16 protein-coding genes are annotated in these 19568 nt (G+C 55.4%); 15 read left to right on the forward strand and 1 reads right to left on the reverse strand.

Features of this window, described 5'->3' with window-relative positions; all coding sequences use genetic code 11:
* Window positions 1–196 precede the first annotated feature (196 nt).
* The 7 genes from lepA to acpS all read left to right on the forward strand — a co-directional run bounded on the left by lepA (window position 197) and on the right by acpS (window position 6447).
* Window positions 197–2011 (forward strand): translation elongation factor 4, encoded by a 1815-nt coding sequence (gene lepA / locus ELY38_RS09100; protein WP_127061531.1) that lies wholly within the window; start codon window positions 197–199, stop codon window positions 2009–2011.
* Window positions 2012–2025: 14 nt separating this feature from the next.
* The gene (gene lepB / locus ELY38_RS09105; RefSeq protein WP_127061533.1) at window positions 2026–2829 is read left to right on the forward strand and encodes a signal peptidase I; all 804 of its coding nucleotides are present in this window, start codon (window positions 2026–2028) and stop codon (window positions 2827–2829) included.
* 64 nt (window positions 2830–2893) lie between these two features.
* Window positions 2894–3586 carry a ribonuclease III gene (gene rnc / locus ELY38_RS09110; RefSeq protein ID WP_127061535.1) on the forward strand — a complete coding sequence of 231 codons (693 nt, stop codon included), beginning with the start codon at window positions 2894–2896 and terminating at the stop codon, window positions 3584–3586.
* A complete protein-coding gene (era, locus tag ELY38_RS09115; RefSeq protein ID WP_127061536.1) occupies window positions 3583–4482 on the forward strand; it encodes a GTPase Era in 900 nt (299 codons plus the stop codon). Before rnc ends, era begins: the two co-directional genes overlap by 4 nt.
* Window positions 4483–4490: 8 nt before the next feature.
* Entirely contained in the window at window positions 4491–5183 is a 693-nt protein-coding gene (recO, locus tag ELY38_RS09120) for a DNA repair protein RecO (protein ID WP_127061538.1), read from the forward strand.
* Window positions 5184–5217: 34 nt separating this feature from the next.
* On the forward strand, window positions 5218–6066 hold the full coding sequence (gene pdxJ, locus ELY38_RS09125; RefSeq protein WP_127061540.1) for a pyridoxine 5'-phosphate synthase: 849 nt from the start codon (window positions 5218–5220) through the stop codon (window positions 6064–6066).
* Window positions 6067–6069: 3 nt separating this feature from the next.
* Entirely contained in the window at window positions 6070–6447 is a 378-nt protein-coding gene (acpS, locus tag ELY38_RS09130) for a holo-ACP synthase (RefSeq protein WP_127061542.1), read from the forward strand.
* Window positions 6448–6451: 4 nt separating this feature from the next.
* Here acpS and ELY38_RS09135 read toward each other — a convergent pair whose 3' ends face one another.
* A complete protein-coding gene (locus tag ELY38_RS09135) occupies window positions 6452–9175 on the reverse strand; it encodes an ATP-binding protein (RefSeq protein ID WP_127061544.1) in 2724 nt (907 codons plus the stop codon).
* Window positions 9176–9266: 91 nt separating this feature from the next.
* Here ELY38_RS09135 and cysM point away from each other — a divergent pair, with 91 nt between their 5' ends.
* The 8 genes from cysM (at window position 9267) to ELY38_RS09175 (ending at window position 19549) form a co-directional block, all read left to right on the forward strand.
* The gene (gene cysM / locus ELY38_RS09140) at window positions 9267–10163 is read left to right on the forward strand and encodes a cysteine synthase CysM (protein WP_127061545.1); all 897 of its coding nucleotides are present in this window, start codon (window positions 9267–9269) and stop codon (window positions 10161–10163) included.
* Window positions 10164–11558: a 23S rRNA (uracil(1939)-C(5))-methyltransferase RlmD gene (rlmD, locus tag ELY38_RS09145; protein WP_127061547.1), complete on the forward strand. Its 1395-nt coding sequence runs from the start codon at window positions 10164–10166 to the stop codon at window positions 11556–11558.
* 69 nt (window positions 11559–11627) lie between these two features.
* Window positions 11628–13904 carry a GTP diphosphokinase gene (gene relA, locus ELY38_RS09150; RefSeq protein ID WP_127061549.1) on the forward strand — a complete coding sequence of 759 codons (2277 nt, stop codon included), beginning with the start codon at window positions 11628–11630 and terminating at the stop codon, window positions 13902–13904.
* Complete coding sequence (mazG, locus tag ELY38_RS09155; protein ID WP_127061551.1) at window positions 13904–14725, forward strand: nucleoside triphosphate pyrophosphohydrolase; 822 nt, start codon at window positions 13904–13906, stop codon at window positions 14723–14725. Before relA ends, mazG begins: the two co-directional genes overlap by 1 nt.
* 52 nt (window positions 14726–14777) lie before the next feature.
* Complete coding sequence (gene ppc / locus ELY38_RS09160; RefSeq protein WP_127061553.1) at window positions 14778–17426, forward strand: phosphoenolpyruvate carboxylase; 2649 nt, start codon at window positions 14778–14780, stop codon at window positions 17424–17426.
* A 73-nt stretch (window positions 17427–17499) separates the two neighbouring features.
* Window positions 17500–18045 (forward strand): DUF924 family protein, encoded by a 546-nt coding sequence (locus ELY38_RS09165; protein ID WP_127061555.1) that lies wholly within the window; start codon window positions 17500–17502, stop codon window positions 18043–18045.
* Window positions 18046–18081: 36 nt separating this feature from the next.
* Window positions 18082–19119, forward strand: coding sequence for a 23S rRNA pseudouridine(2604) synthase RluF (rluF, locus tag ELY38_RS09170; RefSeq protein ID WP_127061557.1), 1038 nt, complete (start codon window positions 18082–18084; stop codon window positions 19117–19119).
* 118 nt (window positions 19120–19237) lie between these two features.
* Window positions 19238–19549 (forward strand): hypothetical protein, encoded by a 312-nt coding sequence (locus ELY38_RS09175; RefSeq protein WP_222845134.1) that lies wholly within the window; start codon window positions 19238–19240, stop codon window positions 19547–19549.
* The last annotated feature ends 19 nt before the right edge of the window (window positions 19550–19568 follow it).

Below are 19568 nucleotides of genomic sequence, written 5' to 3' on the forward strand. Positions count from 1 at the left end.
ACGCTAGATCGCGCTGGCGTGAAAGCGATATGCAGGCTTGGGAGGAGCGGAATTAACTGCTTGATGTTAGGTGCGTCGTGTTCGATAGCACGCGACAACATTGAACGGTACAATGGTCGAAAATTGCCATTGAGCGCAGCCATGCAACATCATTCAACGTACGTGGCTGCGTACATACCCCGGAATAAGCCATCTAATGACCACCGAAAAGCCTAGTAAACTCAGTAAGATACGTAATTTCTCAATCATTGCGCACATCGATCATGGGAAATCAACGCTCTCTGATCGTTTGATCCAAACCTGCGGTGGCCTGACCCAGCGTGAGCTTAAAGAGCAAGTGCTCGACTCCATGGACATTGAGCGCGAGCGCGGTATTACCATTAAAGCGCAATCGGTGACGCTCGATTACACGGCGGCCGATGGCGAGGTTTATCAGCTCAATTTTATCGATACGCCTGGGCACGTGGATTTCTCCTACGAAGTATCGCGCTCTTTGTATGCCTGCGAAGGGGCACTGCTGGTCGTGGATGCGGCCCAAGGGGTCGAGGCGCAATCGGTAGCTAACTGCTATACCGCCATTGAACAGGGCCTGGAAGTATTGCCTGTCCTTAATAAAATCGATTTACCTCAGGCCGACCCGGACAAGGTGGCGCAAGAGATTGAAGAAATTATCGGCCTGGACGCCACAGACGCCTGCCAAGTGTCAGCGAAAAGCGGTATCGGTATTGATGCGCTGCTTGAGCGTTTAGTGCGTGATATTCCGCCGCCCAAAGGCGATCCGGATGCACCCCTTCAAGCGCTAATCATTGACTCTTGGTTTGACAACTACCTGGGTGTTGTTTCGTTGGTGCGCTTGTTTGACGGTACGCTGCGTAAAGGCGACAAGATCCGTATCAAGTCGACGGGCCGTGACTGGAACACCACCGAGGTGGGCATTTTTACCCCGCTGCGTAAAGAGACCAACATCCTGCGCGCCGGTGAAGTCGGCTTTATTGTTGCAGGGATCAAAGAGATTCACGGCGCGCCCGTGGGTGACACCATCACCCATACCAAAACGCCCGATGTGCCCCGTCTGCCCGGCTTCCAGAAGGTTAAGCCTCAGGTGTATGCCGGGATGTTCCCGGTCAGTGCCGATGATTACGAAGACTTTCGGGATGCTCTTGAGAAGCTCGCGCTTAACGATGCTTCCCTTGAGTATGAGCCGGAAAACTCTGATGCCTTGGGTTTTGGTTTCCGCGTTGGTTTCCTGGGCACGCTGCATATGGAAATCATCCAGGAGCGGCTTGAGCGCGAATACGATATTGACCTAATAACCACTGCACCTACGGTGGTATACGAACTCGCCATGAAGAATGGTGACGTCAACTACGTCTCCAACCCCTCCAAACTGCCGGATATGGCGGACGTGGACGAAATGCGCGAGCCCATCGTGCGGGCCAGTATCTTGGTGCCTCAGGAATTCGTGGGCAACGTGATCACTGAGTGTGAACAGCGCCGCGGCACCCAAAAGGACATGCAGTTCCTGGGCAACCAGATTCAGCTGGCCTATGAGCTTCCAATGTCGGAAGTGGTCATGGACTTCTTCGACCGCTTGAAATCCATTTCCCGGGGTTACGCTTCACTGGAATATAACTTCGAACGTTTTGAAATGGCCAAGCTGGTTCGCCTGGACGTACTGATCAACGGCGATAAGGTTGATGCGTTGGCCGTGATTATTCACCGTGATCATGCCCATAGCCGTGGCCGGTTGCTCGTTGAGAAAATGAAAGAGCTGATTCCGCGCCAGATGTTTGACGTGGCCATCCAGGCGGCCATTGGTGGTCAGGTAGTGGCACGTTCGACGGTAAAAGCACTGCGCAAGAACGTGACCGCGAAGTGTTATGGCGGTGACGTGAGTCGTAAGAAGAAACTGCTCGAGAAACAAAAGGCCGGTAAGAAACGGATGAAGCAGGTGGGGCGGGTTGAAATTCCCCAGGATGCCTTCCTTGCTGTGCTCAAGGTTAACGACTAGGGAAGCTATCCTCCATGGATTTTTCATTACTGCTGGTACTGGCCGTTGTTGTTTCAGGGGTCATCTATTTAATTGATGCAATCTGGTTACGGCCTAAACGGCGCAAGCGCCTGGCCGATGCAGAAGCGGCTACCACAGAAGGATTGAGTGTGCCTACGCGGGAAAGGCTTATGAAAGAGCCTTGGCCGGTCGACTACGCCCGTTCGTTCTTTCCTGTACTGCTGGTGGTACTGGTCGTGCGCAGCTTTATCGTCGAGCCGTTTCAGATTCCATCAGGTTCAATGCGGCCTACCCTAGAAGTGGGCGATTTCATACTGGTGAACAAGTTTGCCTATGGGCTGCGCCTGCCGGTTGTGCATGATCGTATTCTCGAAGTCGATGACCCCAAGCGCGGGGACGTAATGGTGTTTCGCTTTCCTGATGAGCCCTCGGTCAACTTTATCAAGCGCGTGGTAGGCCTGCCGGGTGATCGTATTCGTTACGAGGATAAGCAGCTTTATATCAACGGTGAGCCGGTCGCCAAGACGCTGGTGGAAGAGGGGCCGGAAACGGCGCCGCAAGAGCTATTATTGCAAGAGCGGCTGGGCAGCGCGAATCATGCCATTTACAACAACCCGCGTGCGCCTGGCCCGCAAATGGGTGAAGTGGAAGTCCCTGAAGGTCACTACTTCATGATGGGCGATAACCGCGATCACTCCAACGACAGCCGTTACTGGGGCTTTGTGCCCGAAGAAAATATTGTGGGCCGAGCCTTTGCTGTCTGGATGCACTGGGATGGCGGGCTGCCAAGCTTTGCCAGCGTGCGGCGGATTGAATGAGTTGCTATAAGTTAGTTCTGGTTAGTCATGTCACTTTAGTTAACGTCAATGACGTAGGAGCCCTGTGAGTAATTCCTTAAACGCTTTTTGCCGACGAATCGGCCACACCTTTGGCGACGAGTCGCTCTTGGAACTGGCCATGACGCACCGAAGCTACGGTGGTCGCAACAATGAGCGCCTGGAATTTCTAGGTGACTCGATTGTTAATTTCGTTATCGCAGAAGCCCTGTTTCAGCGTTTTCCTCAGGCGCGAGAAGGTCAGCTGTCACGCCTCCGGGCGCGGTTGGTGAAAGGCCAGACGCTAGCTGAGCTTGCCCGGGAAATGACCTTTGGCGAATGCCTGCGCCTAGGGTCTGGGGAAATGAAAAGCGGCGGCCACCGCCGCGAGTCGATCCTGGCGGATGCAGTCGAGGCGATTATCGGCGCGATTTATTTGGACGCTGGTATGGATGTTGTCCGGGAAAGGGTGCTGTCCTGGTATGCAGAACGGCTTGAGAATATTTCGCTACAAGATACACAAAAAGACCCTAAAACACGCTTACAAGAGTTTTTGCAATCACGTCAGGCGGCGCTGCCGCGTTATGAAGTGGTCTCTGTAAAGGGTGAGGCGCATGCCCAGACCTTTACCGTGGAGTGCTACATTGATCTACTAAGCGAGCATACCACCGGTAAAGGCCCTAGCCGCCGCCATGCTGAGCAGCAGGCGGCCGAAGAAGCGCTTTCGTACCTTGAGAGAAAACCAGGAGACAAATCATGAGCCAATCCTGCGGCTTTGTGGCCATCGTCGGACGGCCAAACGTAGGCAAATCAACCCTCATGAATCGAATTCTGGGGCAGAAAATCTCAATTACCTCGCGGCGCCCGCAAACAACGCGCCATCAGGTAATGGGTATTAAAACGGTCGATGACACGCAGTTTATCTACGTGGATACGCCCGGCATGCATATCATGTCGAAAGACCGCAACAAAGCGATCAATCGCTTTATGAATCAGGCGGCTACACAGGCGCTGCGCGATGTTGACTGCGTGGTCTTCATTATCGACCGCACTCGCTGGACCGATGAAGATCAGGCCGTACTCAAGCGCCTAGAGCATGTAAAGGCGCCGGTCATTCTTGCCGTCAACAAAGTAGACCGACTGCAGGATAAAGGCGATTTACTGCCCTGGCTTGCTGAAGTAGGTGCACGGCGTGAATTTGCAGCCGTTGTACCTATTTCAGCCAAGCACGGCACTCAGGTCGAGGTGCTGGAAGAAGAGGTCGCCAAGTACCTACCGGAAAGCGTTCACTTCTTCCCGGAAGATCAGATTACTGACAAGAGCCTGCGCTTCATGGCCGCTGAGCTGGTGCGTGAAAAAGTCATGCGTCAGTTGGGTGACGAGCTGCCGTACCAGATGACGGTAGAAATTGAAGAGTTTCGCGAGACCGAACGAGTCACCCATATCAGCGCGTTGATTTTGGTAGAGCGCCAAGGGCAGAAGGTGATTCTGATTGGTGAGAACGGTGATCGGATCAAGAGCATTGGTCGCGAAGCGCGTCTGGATATGGAGCGTGCGCTGGGCACCAAGGTAATGCTTAATCTGTGGGTCAAGGTGAAGCGCGGCTGGTCGGATGACGAGCGCGCCTTAAAAAGCCTGGGTTACGATCTCGATTGAGCACCGCCATGTCAGCGGAGCCGGCATTCCTGCTACACCGCAAGCCTTACCGTGAAACCAGCGCGTTAGTGGATCTGTTAACGCTCAATAATGGCCGTATACGTGCTGTTGCCCATGGCGGGCAGCGGCCGGGATCCAAGTCGCGGCAACGTTTGCAGCCGTTTACACCGCTGTTTGTCAGCTGGCGAGGTGAGCGTGAGTTGAAGCGGCTTACCCTGATGGAGTCACGCGGGCAAACGGCGCTTTTGGCGGGTGAAGGGTTGCTGTGCGGTCTTTACGCCAATGAAATTGCCACACGGCTACTGCCGCTGGAGCTCCCTGTGGCGGATGTTTTTGCCTTTTATACAGTACTTCTGGAAGCGTTGCCTAAGCCTTCCGAGCGTGCCTTGGGCCTGCGTCGTTATGAATGGGCACTGCTTGAAGCGCTTGAAGCCACCCCCCGTTTTTGCACGCCCGATGGTCATGTGCTTGACCCACAGACCCGCTACCGATTCGATTCCCAGAGCCGCGCCTTTTTACCTTCAGCCCAAGGGCTTGAGGGGCGTACGCTGCGTTATATTGAACAAGGTGATTGGGAGCACGTGGGCTTGGCGAACGCGCTGAAATCCGTTATGCGGGCCGCACTGGCGCCGCATTTAGGGTCTAATGCTCTGCGTTCCCGGGAGCTCATGCTGGCCATGGCCCGTCGGCGTCAGTCATAGTTTATGTTTACGACTTTTTGGATTGGAGACCGCTATGCATCCTCCTCGTATTTTACTTGGCGTTAATATCGACCACATTGCTACCCTGCGCCAAGCCCGTGGCACCCGTTATCCAGACCCCGTACAGGCGGCGCTGGTTGCAGAAGAGGCGGGTGCTGACGGTATTACCGTACATCTGCGAGAAGACCGTCGTCATATTCAGCCCCGGGATGTGCGGTTGCTCGCGGAAGTGCTCAATACGCGTATGAATCTTGAAATGGCGGTGACCGAGGAAATGCTGGCGCTGGCCGAAGAAATCCGCCCAGCTCATGTTTGCTTGGTACCTGAAAAGCGTGAGGAGTTGACTACCGAAGGTGGTCTGGACGTCGTAAGCGGCTTTACAGACATTGCCAAGGCATGTGAGCGGCTCAGGAACGCTGGTTGTGACGTGTCACTGTTTATTGATCCTGATGAAGCGCAAATTGAGGCTGCCAAGCGTGCGGGCGCCCCTACCATTGAGCTTCATACGGGCGCCTATGCCGAAGCAAAGCCGGGTAGCCAGGCTGCCAACGCCGAGTACGAACGCCTGACGGCGGCTGCCACCCAGGCCGTATCGCTTGGGTTGGTGGTTAATGCAGGCCATGGGCTTCACTACCATAATGTGGAAGCCATCGCGGCACTGCCCGGTGTTAACGAATTGAACATTGGCCATGCGATTATCGCGCGTGCGCTGTTTGTGGGCCTTAAAGAAGCCGTGCGAGAGATGAAGAGCCTGATTATTGCCGGCCAGGAAGCCGGGTTGATGGCCGCGCTGGATGCTCACGACCATGAACACGATCACGATCACGATCACGATCACGATCACGATCATAGTCATTATCACCACAACTGCTGCGGCCACTAAGCAGTGATTGTAGGAATCGGATCGGATATCGCCCGGGTTGTACGTTTTGCCCAAGCGGTTGAGCGCCATGGTCCTCGCTTTGCCAAACGTATTCTGGGTGCCGATGAGTATGCCGTATGGCAGCTAAAAGGCGAGCCTACGGCTTACTTGGCAAAGCGCTTTGCGGCCAAAGAAGCCTTTGTCAAAGCATTGGGGCTTGGTCTTCGCGGTGGAATGCAGTGGGGCGATATTCAAGTGCTCAATGATACGCTCGGCAAACCCTACCTGAAGCTAAGCCAGGAAGCTGAGCGGCTAATGCAGGCATCCGGCGCCACTGCTAGTCATATCACGCTAAGTGATGAAGCTGAGTATGCCGTCGCCTTTGTCGTTCTAGAGCGCTAAGTGCTTAGGACGTTTGCTTGCCAAGGCCATCAAGCAGCCTTGAGCGCTCGGCGCGCAGGCGCTGCATGGCGCTATAAAGTTCTTCAAGCAGGCTGGTGACGTGGTTCAGATCGCTGGTGCGTAGCCGGGTTTCAAGTGCTTCCACCAGCAAGGCAAGTTCAGGTGCGCCACAGTAGCGGCTCGCCCCATTCAGCCCATGTACCTCGTCAATCAGCACCTCCAGGTTCTGTTCATCAAAAGCCGAAGCTATTTTCTGCTCCGTTTCATCCAGGCTATCAATCAGACGTAGAAGCTGCTGGTACGCCAGGCTTTCCTTGCCTCCGGCAAGTCGTGTGCCCAATGCCAGATCAATGGTGAGCAGTGCTTCAGTGGCAGGTAGTGCGTTTGAAGGCTTTTGAACTTGAAGAGCTGCGTGGGGCCCGGGTGAAGCAACTACGCCTAAAAAGCGCTGCAGCAGCTGTTGAAGCTGGCCTTCATCGATCGGTTTGATGAGTACGTCATCCAGCCCAGCGGCCAGCCACTGCTGGCGTTCATTGCTTAATGCATGGGCGGTGACGGCAATAATCGGGCAGCGTGACCATTGGTTATTAATACGCCGAAGCGCCTGAGTCGTTTCAACGCCGTCCATACCTGGCATGCGAATATCCATTAGCACGATATCTGCCGTATGGTTCATCGCAAATGTCAGCGCCTCCTGGCCACTGTCTGCCAAGGTAATGCGAAGCTGCTCCGTTTCAAGCATAGCCTTGAGTAGTTCACGGTTCGAGGCATTGTCATCCACAATCAGGATATTGACGACGTCAGCAATGGCTGGTTTGGATGAGGGCGCATCCATGGGAACTGGCTCTTTTTGCACTGGCTGAAACAGATGGCGCAATGCGGTGGCCAGCTGAACACGGGTGAAGGGTTTACATAGCATTTCTCCGCCATAAGGCAGTTTCCAGGGGGGCAAATCATAACTAGTTGTATTGGCCAGTATCAGGGTGGGGCAGCCAGCCTGTTCGATCAGCTGCTGCCAATAGGCGCGTTGCTCTTCTGCAAACTCCTCTTCCTCCAGGCCCAACACCAGCAGGTCTTCCTGGTCCTCGGCAGTAAAAGAAATGGGGGTGGCGCCCCAGCGCTCTAATAAATACTCCAACGCATGCCGGGTAGGGATATGCTGTTCGTATAAACGGATCAAGGGGTTTTCCAAGGTAAGCTCGGGGAGCCGCTCTCCGCTCTGGCTTGCCAGAAGAGGTAGAGTGAAGGAGAACGTCGAGCCCTGGCTAAGCTCACTCTCCACGCCAATTTCCCCGCCCATGCGCTCAATCAACTGACGACAGATAGTCAGCCCCAGTCCACTACCGCCAAACTGGCGCGAATGGCTGGGTTCGGCCTGGGTAAAGGCGCTGAATAACTGCTTTTGCTGTTCCTTGCTCAAGCCAATACCCGTATCGCTGACACTGATACGTAGCACAACGTGTTGGCCTTCCTGGGTGTCCAGCATCACGCGGACAATGACTTCCCCCGCGTGGGTGAATTTCAGAGCGTTGCCCACTAGATTGCTCAGGACCTGATGAATACGCAGCGGGTCACCGGTCAGAGGCGTGGGGACGTCATCGTAAACCATGGCGAGCAGATGCAGGCGTTTGCGCTGAGCCTCGGGCGCGTGCAGGCCGATCACTTCATCCAGTAGCGATACAATATCGATATCCACTTCTTCAAGAGTGAGGCGGTTCGCCTCCAATTTTGAAAAATCAAGGACATCATTGACCAGCATTAACAGGTTATCGCAAGCGCGGTGGACGTGCTCTAGCCACTCCTGCTGGCGAGTATTCAGCGCTGAACGGCCCAAAAGGCGGCAAAAACCGATAATGCCGTTAAGCGGTGTGCGAATCTCATGGCTCATATTGGCCAAAAATTCCGATTTGACGGCGTTGGCGCGCAGAGCACTGCGGTGAGCCAAGTCCAGCTTGATATTTTGCTCCTCAATGGTTTCCATTGATTCCTGCAGTTCACTGGTTGCCTGCTCAATCTGGTTTTGCATATCGTGCTGGGCCTGTTGAAAATGCTCAGCAAGGCTATTGACATGCACCGCCAGCTGGCGAAGCTCGGTCGGCTTGGCTGGTGTCAAATGAAGCCGATAGTCGCCACGGGACAAACGGTACAGAGCTTGGTTGGCATCCTCAATTGGCCGTGTGATATAGCGGCTTACGGCAAACGCCACAAGAAAGAGCAGCAGTCCCAGCAGCATGCCGCCCAGGCTCAGGCTGGCAAGCAGTTTATAACGCTCAAGCGTTAGCTGGCGGGTGTCTACCTCAGCCTCCAGCCAGCCCGTGCCGGAAGCGCTTGGGGTTTCGATCAGAACACTATTGAGCGGCACCAGCAGCCGCCACAGGTTGCCTTCTTCTTCCACATACGATGAAAGGGGGGGCGCCAGGCGTTGTGAAGGCGCGCCAGCGCGACCCAATACCAGCAAACGGTTGCCCTGTTCGTCGAACAGGCTCACCGCGTTGAGTCCGTGGTGATCAAGTAGCTCGCGGGCAAGTCTTTCCAGGCGCTGCGGGTTGGCATCGGCCATGGCAATCTGAAGGCTTGGCGCCAATAGCTGGCCCGCATCCTCAAGGCGCTCTTTTAGGGCGTCTCGCTCGGCGGACGCGCTTTGAACCATCAGTAAGATAGCCATCATGGCGTATACCAAAAGCGGAAAGCCGAGTAGCGCGAATAGCAAACGCGTGTTTAAAGACATGAAAGAAGCTCGTTGATTCAAAGTGGTTGCCTGTCCAGCGTAAGGCAGCACCGATATAATGCAGCATAACGGTAACGATAAGGAACGTATGATGAATTATCCCATGCTAGAGGATGTGGTTGGTAATACGCCGCTGGTGCGCTTGAAGCGGATTACGGCCGGGCGTAACAACACGCTGCTCGCTAAGCTCGAAGGCAACAACCCTGCCGGTTCGGTAAAGGATCGTCCCGCGCTTTCCATGCTCAACGAAGCCGAAGCGCGTGGCGATATCAAGCCAGGCGATACGCTGATCGAAGCAACATCGGGAAATACGGGCATTGCACTTGCCATGGCTGCGGCCATCAAAGGCTACAAAATGGTATTGGTGATGCCGGAAAATGCCTCTGAAGAGCGTAAGCAGGCGATGGTGGCTTACGGTGCCACGCTGATTTCAGCCAGTAAGGCCGGCGGCATGGAAGAAGCGCGCGATATTGCCGATGCCATGATTGCCAAGGGCGAAGGCAAGCCACTGAACCAGTTTTCCAACCCGGATAACCCCTTGGCGCACTACCGCACCACCGGGCCTGAAATATGGCGGCAAACCAATGGTGAAGTGACGCATTTTGTAAGCTCCATGGGTACCACGGGCACCATTATGGGCGTTTCGCGCTACCTCAAGGAACAGAATGCCGCTATTCAGATCGTCGGCCTGCAGCCTACCGATGGCGCCAGCATTCCGGGGATCCGTCGCTGGCCTCAAGAGTACCTGCCCGCTATTTTTGAGGCCCCGCGTGTGGATGTCACGCTGGATATTGGCCAGCAAGAGGCGGAAGACAACATGCGCCGTCTGGCCCGTGAAGAAGGCATTCTTGCCGGGGTATCGTCGGGTGGCAGCCTGGCGGGCGCACTGCGTATTGCCGAGCAAGTCGAAAACGCTGTGATCGTGTTTATTGTCTGTGACCGGGGTGATCGCTACCTCTCAATGGGCCTGTTTGGCCCGGAGCTATAAATGGCCATGCTGGGTAAACGGCGCCCTTCGCGCGCTGCATCAGGCAAATCGGGACTGACGCGCAAGCCGACCGCAAAATCAACATTCGCTGTAGAACAGAGCGATGCGCTGGTGATTGAACGATTGGCCCACGATGGCCGAGGTGTTTCCCATGACGCGGCAGGCAAGACAGTGTTTATTGATCGGGCACTTCCCGGTGAGCGCGTTGAGGTTGCCGTACATGTTAATCGCAAGCGCTTTGATGAAGCCCACGTAAAAACGCTGCTAGACCGTTCAGCGCAGCGTGTTGAACCACCCTGCGGTTATTTTGGCCAATGCGGTGGCTGTCAGCTACAACATATGAATATTGACGCCCAGCGTGCCCACAAGCAGGAAGTACTGCGCGAGCTGTTTGTCCGTCAGGGCCTTCATTTGGATACCATCGGTTTGCTGGCGGGTAGCACCGAGCACTATCGGCGCCGGGCACGGCTGGGCGTCAAAGTTGATGGGCAGGGCAGCGTACTGCTGGGTTTTCGCGCCGCCCATAGCCATCGACTGGTCGATATTGAGCAGTGCCATGTACTGGTCCCGCCGTTACAAAGGCTTTTGCCACTTTTACGGGCGTTTATAACTACCCTTGAGGCACCGAAGCTTGTCGGTCATATTGAGCTATTGGCCACCGATTCTGAAAGTGTGCTGCTGGTGCGCCAGCTAAAAGAGCATGCCGGGGATGCCAAGCGTTGGCAGGCTTTTGCCGAGCGGCTGTCAATCTGCCTGGGTGCCTGGGTGGGGCGTGAAACCGCTGAGCTGCACTGGTACAGCGCTGCGCCAGTTTTGCAGGAAACGCTGCGAATAGAAGGGCAGGCGCCGCTCGCTCTTACCTTTGCCCCCGGCGACTTCTTACAGGTAAACGCTGAGGTCAACCAACTAATGGTGGCCAGGGTTGTTGAATGGCTGGCGCCCGAACCTGGCCAGCATGTTCTGGATCTGTTTGCCGGGATGGGGAATTTCAGCCTGCCACTGGCAAGCAAAGGGGCCAGGGTGCATGCCGTTGAAGGTAGCTCATCAATGGTCGCGCGCATCAAGACTAACGCTACGCGTAATCAAGTGGAGGTCAGCGCTCAACAGGCCGATTTGAGCGATAATGATACGGTCAAGGCGCTGCTGAATGTGAAGGCCCCGTTTGATGCACTGGTGCTTGATCCGCCCAGAAACGGCGCCGAGATTGTCTGTCAGACGCTTGGCCGTTATCCGGTGCCCCGGCTTGCTTATGTATCCTGCGATCCTGCAACGCTTGCCCGGGACGCAGCGCATCTTGTGAATGCAGGGTATCGTATCAAGCAAGTGGCGGTTGCTGATATGTTCCTGCACACTGCACATATGGAAACGCTGATGCTGTTCGAGTACGAGGGCTAGCCTGCCCATCGCATCAAGCCACGGTGTTGGTCGTAACGGGCTAACACCTTGAACGGATGAGTTATAGTCATGGTGAAAGTGCGTGAAGACCAACCGCTGACGGACGGCGGCGAGGTAGACATACAACAATGGTTAACGCGCCTGCAGGAAGATGTGCGCTTACGCGAGCCCGAGCGTCTAATCGAAGCTTGCGAGCTGGCTAGACGGCTGGAGCGAGAGGCCCCTCGAACGCATCGTGTGTGGCTATTGCCAGGAGCAAGCTTTCGTATGGGGCTTGAAATGGCGGACATTCTGGCCGAGCTGAAGCTTGACCAGCCCACCATGGAAGCGGCGGTACTCTACCGTGCCGTACGCGAAGGGCTGTTAAGCCTTGAGGCTGTGAGCAAACGTTTTGGTAGCGAAGTGGCCAACTTGATTGATGGCGTTCTGCAAATGGCCGCCATCAGCTACCCCCTGGCCCCCAATCATGGCATGGCTCAGCACAATCAGCAGGAAAACCTGCGCAAGATGCTGGTCAATATGGTGGGCGACGTTCGTGTTGCGCTGATCAAGATTGCTGAACGCACCTGTGCGCTGCGTCAGGTCAAAGACGCACCGCTTGAAAAATGCCTCCAGGTCGCCCGGGAAGTGGCCGATATTTATGCACCGCTTGCTCACCGCCTGGGTATTGGTCAAATCAAGTGGGAACTTGAGGACCTGTCGTTTCGCTACCTCCATGAAAATGAGTACAAGGCGATTGCCAAGCTACTCGCCGAGAAACGCCTCGACCGCGAGCGCTATATCCATGATGTTGTGGAAACGCTCAAAGCGTTGATGGAAGCCCAGCATATTACCCATCATGATGTGAGTGGGCGGGCCAAGCATATCTACTCGATCTGGCGCAAGATGAAGCGAAAGGGAATCGACTTCTCTGAAGTTCACGACGTCCGCGCGGTGCGCATCCTGGTGCCGGAAGTCACCGACTGCTATACCGTTTTGGGTATTGTTCACTCGCGCTGGCATCACGTGCCAGACGAATTTGACGACTACATCGCCAACCCCAAGAAAAACGGCTATCAGTCGCTGCATACAGCGGTTGTCGGGCCGGAAAACAAGGTGCTCGAAATTCAGATTCGCACCTTTGCGATGCACGATGACGCCGAGCTTGGGGTATGCGCGCACTGGCGTTACAAAGGCCATGACACCAACGCCAAAAGCCGCAGCTACGAAGAGAAAATTGCCTGGCTGCGTCAGGTGCTTGAGTGGCAGGACGAAGTGGGTGGCTTTGGCGACCTGCGCGAGGGCCTTTCAAGCGATGTGGCCCCGGACCGTATCTATGTCTTTACTCCGGATGGTCACGTGATCGACCTGCCACGTGTCGCCACCCCCATCGATTTCGCGTACCGGGTACATACTGAAATAGGCCATCGTTGCCGTGGCGCCAAGATCAACGGGCGTATCGTTCCGTTGACCTACAAGCTTAAGACCGGCCAGCAGGTGGAAATACTGACTGCCACCAAAGGTGGGCCAAGCCGCGACTGGTTGAACCCAAGCCTTGGTTATGTGCGTACTTCTCGAGCACGCGCCAAGATTCAGGCGTGGTTCAAGCACCAGGCGCGGGATCAGAATCTGGAAGAGGGCCGCGCGCTTTTCGAACGTGAAATGCGCCGTCTTGATGTTGATGGGTTGGATCTTCCCAAGCTGGCGGCGGCGGTCAATTACCAGAATGCCGATGACATGTACGCCGCGATTGGAGCGGGTGATTTACGTATCGGCCAGGTGCTTCACCAGGCGCAGCAGCTGTTTGGGGAAACCGACGATCAGGAGCAGTTGGAGCGGCTGCTTGCCAAACCTCGACGGTTACCCAGCAAAACGCCTAAAAGCGATATTACTGTTCTGGGCGTGGGCAATCTGAAAACCAGCATGGCCAACTGCTGTCGGCCGGTGCCAGGCGAGCCGATTGTGGGTTTTATTACCCAAGGGCGTGGTGTGACCGTACACCGTCAGGATTGCAGCAATATTCTTCAGCTGCGCATGGAAGAACCCCAACGCATCATTGAAGTGGAGTGGGGCGAACGGGCGTATACACGCTACCCGGTGACTATCGAGATTCAAGCCTGGGACCGTTCGGGGCTACTGCGTGACGTAACGGGGCTTCTGGGCAATGAGAAGGTAAACGTTCTCGCGGTGAATACCCTCACCGACACAAACGAGGGCATCGCCCGTTTGCGGATTACCCTGGAAGTGGACGGCCTTGAATCACTGGGACGGCTCTTCTCGCGTATTCAGCAGCTGCCGAACGTGACCGAGGTGCGCCGCCTGCGAAACGCAGACCCAGAAAAAGATACTCGCCATGGAGGCGCCTGATGCGCTATGAGTTGGATGACCTTCTGACCCTGATGCAGGTATTGCGCGACCCCGGGCAGGGCTGCCCGTGGGATATCCAGCAAGGCTGGGAAAGCATTGTGCCGCATACCCTGGAAGAGGCCTATGAGGTAGCCGATGCCATTGAGCGACGTGCCTTCGACGAGCTGCCCGGAGAGCTTGGCGACCTGCTTTTTCAAGTGGTGTATTACGCCCAGTTTGGCGCAGAAGAGCAGCGGTTCGATTTTCACGATATCGTTCATACGCTGACGGCCAAAATGCTGCGTCGCCATCCCCATGTGTTTCCCAAGGGCACGCTTGACTCGCGCAGGCCACCGGGGGTTAGCGCTGAAGAACTACAAACCCAGCAGGTTAACCGTCGCTGGGAATCACTGAAGGCGGAAGAGCGCGCTAAGCGTGCCGATGATGCGCCTTCCGTGCTGGATGACGTGCCTCGTACGCTGCCCGCTCTTAGCCGTGCCGCCAAGCTTTCCAAACGTGCCGCTCGGGTCGGTTTTGACTGGCCCGATGCTCAGGGCGTTGTAGATAAAATTCGTGAAGAGCTTGCCGAAGTAGAGCAAGCCCTGGCAGCCGGTGATACGCGCCATGCCCAGGAAGAAGTGGGCGATCTGCTGTTTGCGGTGACCAATTTGGCCCGTACGCTGGGAGCTGACCCGGAACAGTGCCTGCGTGGCACCAATGCCAAGTTTGAGCGTCGCTTTCGTTATGTAGAGCATGCGTTAAATACGGCCTGCCGCTCGCTGGAAGATGCCTCACTGGATGAAATGGAAACTCACTGGCAGGCGGCTAAAGACCAAGAATAATAGTTCTGATATTAACCTAACAAAGATGCAACCCCGCTAGGAGGCCATGCTGATGAGTCACGATCTGCACGAATCGCTGCGCGATAATGTACGTATTTTGGGTGATAACCTGGGCCGCACGATTGCGGACGACTTGGGCCAGGCATTTGTCGATAAAATTGAAACAATTCGTGCGCACGCCAAGCGGGGGCGTCAAGGGGATTCACTTCAACAGCGTGAACTGATCGAGTATTTACGCAAATTACCTGAGCGGGACCTGCTGCCCGTTACCCGCGCTTTCAACCAGTTCCTGAACCTTGCCAATATCGCCGAGCAGCACTATCGGGCGCGGTTTCGTCGAGTAGAAGATTACAAGCCTGGCTCCCAGCCAGCTTTGGGGGAGCTTCTGGTGCGTGCCCAGCAGGCGGGTAATTCGCCGCGCAAGCTGGTCGAAACACTGGCAAACATGCGTGTCGAGCTGGTGCTGACGGCGCACCCCACGGAAGTTATTCGCCGCACGCTGATTCAAAAATACGATGCCATTGATGAATGCCTGACCGCTATTGAAGGTTCCAGTGACTACCCGGAGCGGGGCATGCGTGCCCAGGGCCGGTTAGAAGAGCTGATTAGCCAAGCCTGGCACACTGATGAAATTCGCCATGAACGGCCAACGCCGGTGGATGAAGCCAAATGGGGCTTCGCGGTGATTGAAAACTCGCTCTGGCAGGCAGTACCCGACTTCCACCGCGACTTGGATAACCTATTGTTGGAGACCGCCGGCGAGCGCCTGCCGCTGGATGCCGCGCCTATTCGCTATGCCTCTTGGATGGGCGGCGACCGGGACGGCAACCCCAACGTCACGGCAAAAGTGACCCGGGAAGTGCTGCTGTTAGGGCGCTGGATGGCGGCTGACCTTTACCTGCGTGATCTTGATCAGCTGAAAACCGAGCTTTCCATGTGGAAGGCTAACAGCGCATTGAAAGCCGAAGTGGGCGATGTGGCCGAGCCGTACCGTGAGCTGCTTAAACGCCTGTTGCTCAAGATGGAAGCGACCCGCGACTGGGCCAAGGCAGCACTGGATGGCCGCAATTACGATGGCGGGCCCATTATTGAAACCCGCGACCAGCTCTATGCGCCGCTGCTGGCCTGCTACCGCTCCTTGTGCGATATGGGGTTGGATACCATCGCTAACGGCTCGTTGTTGGACACGTTGCGCCGTGTGGCAGTGTTTGGCGTTACGCTGACCAAACTGGACCTGCGTCAAGAGGCCAGCCGTCATGCTCAGGTCATCGAAGAGCTGACCAGCGCGTTGGATCTTGGCCATTATGAGGAATGGGACGAAGCCCAGCGTCAGGCATTTTTGCTTGAAGAGCTGGCCTCACACCGTCCGCTGATTCCCCGCCGCTGGGAGTGCTCCGCTGAATCTCGTGAGGTGCTGGATACCTTCAAGGTGATTGCCCAGGAGCATGCAGAGGCATTAGGGACCTATATTATTTCCATGGCCTCAGAACCTTCGGATGTATTGACCGTGGCGCTGCTTATGAAAGAGGTGGGCGGCCAGGCCACGTTACCCATTGCGCCGCTGTTTGAAACGCTTAATGATCTTGATCACGCAGGCAACGTTATTGAACAGTTGCTGTCGTTGCCGGGGTATCGCGCGCTGATTCATGACCGTCAGGAAGTCATGATCGGTTACTCGGATTCCGCCAAGGACGCCGGTCAGCTGGCCGCTGCCTGGGCGCAGTATCGGGCACAAGAAGCGCTGGTGAACGTATGTGAGCAGCATGGGGTTGATTTAACCCTGTTTCACGGTCGTGGTGGTACCGTTGGTCGTGGTGGCGGTCCGGCTCATGCCGCTATCCTGTCCCAGCCGCCAGGCTCGGTGAACGGAAGCCTCAGGGTAACCGAACAGGGAGAGATGATACGCTTCAAGTTTGGCCAGCCGGATATTGCGCTGCGCTCCATGGAGATTTACGCCTGCGCTGTTCTGGAAGCAACTCTATTGCCGCCTCCTGCACCGGAGCCGCGTTGGCGCGAAGAGATGGACAAGCTTGCCAGTATTGCCCACGCAGGGTATGTGGGCGTGGTACGCGAAAACCCCGATTTCGTGCCCTATTTTCGAGCGGTAACGCCAGAGGGTGCGCTTGGACGTCTGCCGCTGGGCTCACGACCTGCCAAGCGGCGGCAGGACGGCGGCGTGGAAACGCTACGTGCCATCCCCTGGATTTTTGCCTGGACACAGATTCGCCTGATGCTTCCCGCGTGGCTAGGCAGCGGTGAAGCGTTTGCCCGCCGCCTGGAAGAACCGGGCGGCCTGGAAGTCCTGCAGGAAATGCGCAATTGTTGGCCGTTTTTCGGCACCTATCTGGATATGCTGGAGATGCTGCTTGCCAAAGCCGATACTGCGATTGCCGCTTACTATGAGCACCGCTTGGTGGATGAGCCTTCGTTAAAGGCGCTGGGCAAGGAACTGCGCGAGCGCTTCGCGCGGTTGGAAAGCGTACTTTTGGATATTCTCCAGCAGGAAGAGCTGCTGGAAAATACGCCCCTGATTCGCCAAGCCATTGATGTGCGCAACCCCTACATTGATCCGCTGCACGGCCTACAGGCCGAGCTTTTACAGCGTAACCGCGATGCTGACGGGGCGATTAGCGCCGATCTTTCCCGAGCGTTAATGGTAACAATGGCGGGCATTGCCGCCGGACTACGCAATACAGGCTAAATGCCTAGCCATTGAAGTTATGATACTGCCAGCCACTGCTGGCAGTATCCATTCACGCGCAAGGAGCTGGCTTATGCACCCAGATGCCCAAGCAGTACTGAACTTCTGGTTTAACGAACTAACCCCTGCTCAGTGGTTCAAGAAAGACCCCGAGATGGACCGTACTATTGTGTCACGTTTTGGAGCACTTCATGCCCAGGTTGCTCAGTGTGAGTGCTATCATTGGCGTGATACGGCAAAGGGGCGCCTGGCTGAGGTGATTGTGCTCGATCAATTTTCGCGCAACATGTACCGCGGTGAAGCGCGCGCTTTTGCCTGGGATGCGCTGGCGCTTGGGTTAGCCCAGGAAGCGCTTGCTGCAAAAGCAGATACAGCGCTAAGCCCCGAAGAGCGCAACTTTTTGTATATGCCCTATATGCACAGCGAATCAAAGGCGATACATGCCATAGCGCTTGAGCTGTTTGACCAGCCAGGATTGGAAAACAACCTGACGTTTGAAATTCGCCATAAGGCGATTATCGATCGCTTTGGCCGCTACCCACATCGCAATGCGCTGCTGGGGCGAACATCAACCGACGAAGAAATCGCCTTTTTAAAACAGCCGGGCTCCTCTTTTTAACGGTACCTTTAACCACTTTTAGCCTTACGGCGAGTTATGTCATTACGAAAATCGACCCGAATCAATAAATACATTAGTGAAAGTGGCCTGTGCTCGCGCCGGGAGGCCGACCGGTTTGTGGAGCAGGGCAATGTCTGGATTAATGGCCGCCGGGCAACCACAGGTGACCAGGTCGTTGCTGGTGATCGGGTAAAGGTAAACGGACAGGAAATTGAGCCTCAGGAAGAAGAAGATCTCATCCTGATTGCGCTCAATAAGCCTGTGGGCATTGTGAGTACCACGGAATCCAGCGAAAAAGATAATATTGTCGAGTTCGTCGAGCACGGCGCGCGCATTTTTCCCATTGGCCGGTTGGACAAAGACTCCCAGGGGCTGATCTTTTTAACCAATAACGGTGACCTGGTTAACAAGATTCTGCGCGCCAATAACAATCATGAAAAAGAGTATCAGGTGACGGTGAACAAGCCGGTCACCGATGAGTTTGTCGAGGGGATGCAGAAGGGTGTGCCGATTCTGGGTCAAGTCACCAAAAAGTGCAAAGTAGAAAAGGTATCCACCTTTGTATTTACGATCACTCTGGTGCAGGGCCTGAATCGACAGATTCGCCGCATGTGCGAGTACTTTGGTTACGAGGTTACCCAATTGATTCGTACCCGAATCATGAATGTAAGCCTTAAGGGACTAGCGTTGGGTGACTGGCGGGACTTAACCCCCAAAGAGATTGATACGATTGTCGCGCTGACCGAAAGCTCGGAGGCAGCTCCTGTAGCGCAAAAGCCCTCCAGGCAGAAAGCCAAGCCGCGTGTTCAAAGCGGCCAGAACGCGCGTAAGGGCACCTCAGGTGGGAATGCGAAATCCAGTGGCTCGGGTAAGGCAGCTTCTGGTAAACCGCGTGCAGGTGGCAAAGGCAAACTGGCCATTTCAGGTAAGACTCCTCCCAAGACGAAAACCGCACCGAACGGGAAGCCCGCCAATCAGAGCAAACGCGGCAGCAAGCCAGCGGGTAAAGGGCGGCCTGGGTCAGGCAAACCGTCTGCCCGTGGCAATGCTTCCAGGCCCAAGACGAAGCGCTAAGTGAAACGTATATTTAATTAGAACGTTGCGATAAGGTAAATTTATCTCAACGGCCTTGCTCTATCCGGAAGATGCCAACTAAGGTATTGATACTTGGATATCAATAGAGGATCTTGTGATGGCACAAAGCGAGCTTCAAGATGTCACCGTTTATACGCAGGATGGAAGCGCATTAGGCACCGTTTCAGATGCAAGCGCAGAAACAAAAGTCGAGATACTCAAGTCAGACGGTAGCCGTATCTGGATCGAACGACACGATCTGAAAAATACCGATGGGCAGTGGAGCGTTGCAGACAATTATACGGTTTACTCAGCCGATAGAATGAGCGATGGGTGGACGGAAAGTGAGGTGGATGACACCATTGATGATACGTTTCCCGCCAGCGATCCGCCCTCGTTCACATTAGGCGAAGAAGGTAAAAAGAGCTAGTGAATGGGTTGCCTTGGAA

The organism is Vreelandella nanhaiensis (assembly GCF_003990185.1).
GTDB classification, from domain to species: Bacteria; Pseudomonadota; Gammaproteobacteria; order Pseudomonadales; family Halomonadaceae; genus Vreelandella; species Vreelandella nanhaiensis.

What these genes read in the sequence shown, in the direction of transcription:
- lepB (WP_127061533.1), top strand. Translation starts at nt 2,026, where the DNA reads ATGGATTTTTCATTACTGCTGGTACTGGCCGTTGTTGTTTCAGGGGTC.
- pdxJ (WP_127061540.1), top strand. Translation starts at nt 5,218, where the DNA reads ATGCATCCTCCTCGTATTTTACTTGGCGTTAATATCGACCACATTGCT.
- mazG (WP_127061551.1), top strand. Translation starts at nt 13,904, where the DNA reads ATGCGCTATGAGTTGGATGACCTTCTGACCCTGATGCAGGTATTGCGC.
- era (WP_127061536.1), top strand. Translation starts at nt 3,583, where the DNA reads ATGAGCCAATCCTGCGGCTTTGTGGCCATCGTCGGACGGCCAAACGTA.
- ELY38_RS09175 (WP_222845134.1), top strand. Translation starts at nt 19,238, where the DNA reads ATGGCACAAAGCGAGCTTCAAGATGTCACCGTTTATACGCAGGATGGA.
- ppc (WP_127061553.1), top strand. Translation starts at nt 14,778, where the DNA reads ATGAGTCACGATCTGCACGAATCGCTGCGCGATAATGTACGTATTTTG.
- lepA (WP_127061531.1), top strand. Translation starts at nt 197, where the DNA reads ATGACCACCGAAAAGCCTAGTAAACTCAGTAAGATACGTAATTTCTCA.
- rluF (WP_127061557.1), top strand. Translation starts at nt 18,082, where the DNA reads ATGTCATTACGAAAATCGACCCGAATCAATAAATACATTAGTGAAAGT.
- cysM (WP_127061545.1), top strand. Translation starts at nt 9,267, where the DNA reads ATGAATTATCCCATGCTAGAGGATGTGGTTGGTAATACGCCGCTGGTG.
- ELY38_RS09165 (WP_127061555.1), top strand. Translation starts at nt 17,500, where the DNA reads ATGCACCCAGATGCCCAAGCAGTACTGAACTTCTGGTTTAACGAACTA.
- recO (WP_127061538.1), top strand. Translation starts at nt 4,491, where the DNA reads ATGTCAGCGGAGCCGGCATTCCTGCTACACCGCAAGCCTTACCGTGAA.
- ELY38_RS09135 (WP_127061544.1), bottom strand. Translation starts at nt 9,175, where the DNA reads ATGTCTTTAAACACGCGTTTGCTATTCGCGCTACTCGGCTTTCCGCTT.
- rlmD (WP_127061547.1), top strand. Translation starts at nt 10,164, where the DNA reads ATGGCCATGCTGGGTAAACGGCGCCCTTCGCGCGCTGCATCAGGCAAA.
- relA (WP_127061549.1), top strand. Translation starts at nt 11,628, where the DNA reads ATGGTGAAAGTGCGTGAAGACCAACCGCTGACGGACGGCGGCGAGGTA.